The organism is Arthrobacter sp. Hiyo1, from assembly GCF_001263615.2.
Taxonomy (GTDB): Bacteria; Actinomycetota; Actinomycetes; order Actinomycetales; family Micrococcaceae; genus Arthrobacter.
Genome location: NZ_DF952475.1, coordinates 122070 through 124551, shown reverse-complemented (window position 1 = coordinate 124551; position 2482 = coordinate 122070). Strand labels below are relative to the sequence as shown.

The 2482-nt window shown below is 62.9% G+C and carries 4 protein-coding genes; all 4 read right to left on the bottom strand.

Going from position 1 to position 2482, the window contains the following annotated elements:
• Positions 1-152: 152 nt before the first annotated feature.
• From AHiyo1_RS19555 to AHiyo1_RS19545, 4 genes are read right to left on the bottom strand one after another with little or no spacing between them, the layout of a single operon-like run.
• Positions 153-1070, bottom strand: a complete 918-nt coding sequence (locus AHiyo1_RS19555) for an isocitrate lyase/phosphoenolpyruvate mutase family protein (RefSeq protein ID WP_216363262.1) — start codon at positions 1068-1070, stop codon at positions 153-155.
• 34 nt (positions 1071-1104) lie between these two features.
• Entirely contained in the window at positions 1105-1326 is a 222-nt protein-coding gene (locus tag AHiyo1_RS19550) for a hypothetical protein (RefSeq protein WP_059389675.1), read from the bottom strand.
• Between the two features lie 3 nt (positions 1327-1329).
• Positions 1330-1473, bottom strand: coding sequence for a hypothetical protein (locus tag AHiyo1_RS24975; protein WP_172465654.1), 144 nt, complete (start codon positions 1471-1473; stop codon positions 1330-1332).
• 26 nt (positions 1474-1499) lie between these two features.
• Entirely contained in the window at positions 1500-2141 is a 642-nt protein-coding gene (locus AHiyo1_RS19545; RefSeq protein ID WP_059389674.1) for a COG4280 domain-containing protein, read from the bottom strand.
• Between the last annotated feature and the right edge of the window lie 341 nt (positions 2142-2482).

Sequence of the window (2482 nt, the reverse complement as noted above, 5' to 3'; positions counted from 1 at the left end):
CCCGGAAAGAGCAAGGCCCTCGTTGGCCGCTGCCCGGTAGCGTCCGGATGCACTGAGGTGGGCGATAGGCCCCGCGAAGGTACTGCAAGGCACGCCGGACCCCTGGTTCCAGCCCCTGACCGCGAGGCCGGAGACGAGGTCACAGCAGGCGATCATGCTTCCAACTCCAGCCATTGGTCCATGCGCTGCAGGTCGAAGATCTCCTTCACACTGGCGATCTGTCCCTCAAGGGCGCTCGAGCAGCCGTCATTGAGCATGATGCTGAAAGCGGACATCATCGCCGTGACAGTGGCCCTGAGTCCCTGGTTGGCGTGGATGACAATCGAGGCTCCCGCGCGGGCGGCGTCGCTCGCGCTCCACTCGTAGTACGTCGTGGGCACGATGACCACGGGAAGCCGCCCGCTCCAGCGGGACATGAACTCCTCGACCTCGGCGTGGGTTTTGGCTTTGGAGTGGATGAGGATGGCATCCGCCCCGGCGTCGGCGTAGGCGTGCGCCCGGTCCATGGCCTCGTCCATGCCGGCTCCCGCGATGAGGGCCTCGGTCCGGGCGATTACCATGAAGTCCGGGTCCTTCTGGGAAGCCTTGGCCACGCTGATCTTGTGCGCGAACTCGCCTGTCGGGGCGAGCATCTGGCGGTGGCCGGCGAAGCTGTTGACCTTCGGGAAGACCTTGTCTTCGATGCAGATCGCGGCGATGCCGGCTGCCTCGTACTGCTGGACGGTGTAGGCGGCATTGAGCTCGTTGCCGAATCCGGTATCGCAGTCGGCGATGACGGGCAGTCCACAGGCCTGGTTCATGGTCCGGGCCGCGGCCAGATAGTCGCTGATACCCAGGAGACCGATGTCCGGAACACCGTGGGCCGCCGAGACTTCCAGCCCGGACGCCCAGACCGCACGGTACCCGGCCCGTTCGGCAAGGACCGCGCCGAGCCCGTCATGGGCTCCCGCCGTCAGTACAGGCCCCTGCCCTCTCGGATGAGGCTGCGCAAATGTGCGGCTTTGGTCACGACGACTCCTTTTTCTACAACGGATATGGAAGCGGCCCGGTACCAGGACAAGCGCTGGCACCGGGCCACGTTCAGGGCAGAAGCGCTCCGGGCGGCTAGTCGCTCGGGTGCTGCTTCACGTCGATGGCCAGGGCCACGACGAAGGATGCCGCCAGCGCGACGGCCAGGACCGGGGGCAAAAGCAGCGACGCCTCGAATCCGTTCAGGACGAACCCTGCTCCGACAACGAGCGGGATGAGGACCGACACTGCAATCTTCCAGTCGTCGCCGATGATGAAGTCGTACCAGAATTCGAAGAATCCCTTGATGAATTTCATGGCCTAGACTTCCTCTCGCACGCTGACAGGCTGGACGATTTCGATGACCGGAACTTGGTCTGCCGGTACCTTCAGGATCTTGACGAGGATCGCCGAGAGCAGCACCCAGCCGGCGAGGATCGGCAGGAGGACCATGTCCGAGAGCACCCACTCCAGGCTGGTGTGGGAGGGTGTCAGGCGCCCAGGCCCTCCGTGGCCCAGAAGGTGCCGAAGGTGGTCAAGAGCAACCCGACGCCGAATTTGAGCGTGTTTTCCGGGACCTTGGTCAGCGGTGCGTGGATGACGATTGCAGCGAGCAGGACAACCACGACGGCGGCGACTGCGCCCATGATGGCAACCGGCATGTTGTTGGCGTTGAGGCCAAAGGTGATGACGATGAAGACCACCTCCACGCCTTCGAGGAAGGTGCCTTTGAAGCTGACGACGAAGGAGAACCAGTCGAGCCCGAAGCGGACCTTGTTACCTGCCGCGGCCGCCGCGTTGACCTTGTTCTGGTAGATCCGGGCCTCATCGTGCATGGCCTTTCGGCCAGCCGAGCGCAGGATGGCCTTCTTGAGCCACTGCAGTCCGAAGATCAGCAGCAGGACGCCGATGATCAGCTGCAGGCTAGAGCGCGGCAGCCAGTTCGCCAGCGCATACCCCGTCACCGCGGTGAAGCCGGTCAGCGCTACGAGCGCCGTCCCGACACCGTACAGCGTGGACTTCCAACTCCTTGTCATGCCCATGGCGAGCACGATCGTCAGGGCCTCGACCATTTCCACGATCGCGGCCACGAACACGGAGATGGCCAAGCCCCAGTCGGTACTTGAACCCATGACAACCACCTTTCTGTTTCTCTAAGAATGTGCGTTCGTTGAACATACTAACGGCCGTTACATCTGTTAAGCAACAGATAGCCGGATATTTAATTGATAGGTTATGCGGGGAACGGAACGGCTGATCAATCCATGGGGAATCTGCCGAGCATTCAGGACTTGGCGGTCGTCAAGGATTCAAGGAGTCGGCTGTCACGGTACTTTCGAGCGTGCGCGGGGTACGATTGACTTGCTCGAGTGAGGAGACCAGATGAGCGTCAATACGAACAAAGAGGCCCCATTGGACCTTGAGGCCGCGATCCCGGATGCCGCGGCTCCGGCGCCAGAGCGGCAGGCGGGGG

Coding starts and splice junctions, on each gene's coding strand:
- AHiyo1_RS19545 (WP_059389674.1), bottom strand. CDS start 2,141: ATGGGTTCAAGTACCGACTGGGGCTTGGCCATCTCCGTGTTCGTGGCC.
- AHiyo1_RS19550 (WP_059389675.1), bottom strand. CDS start 1,326: ATGAAATTCATCAAGGGATTCTTCGAATTCTGGTACGACTTCATCATC.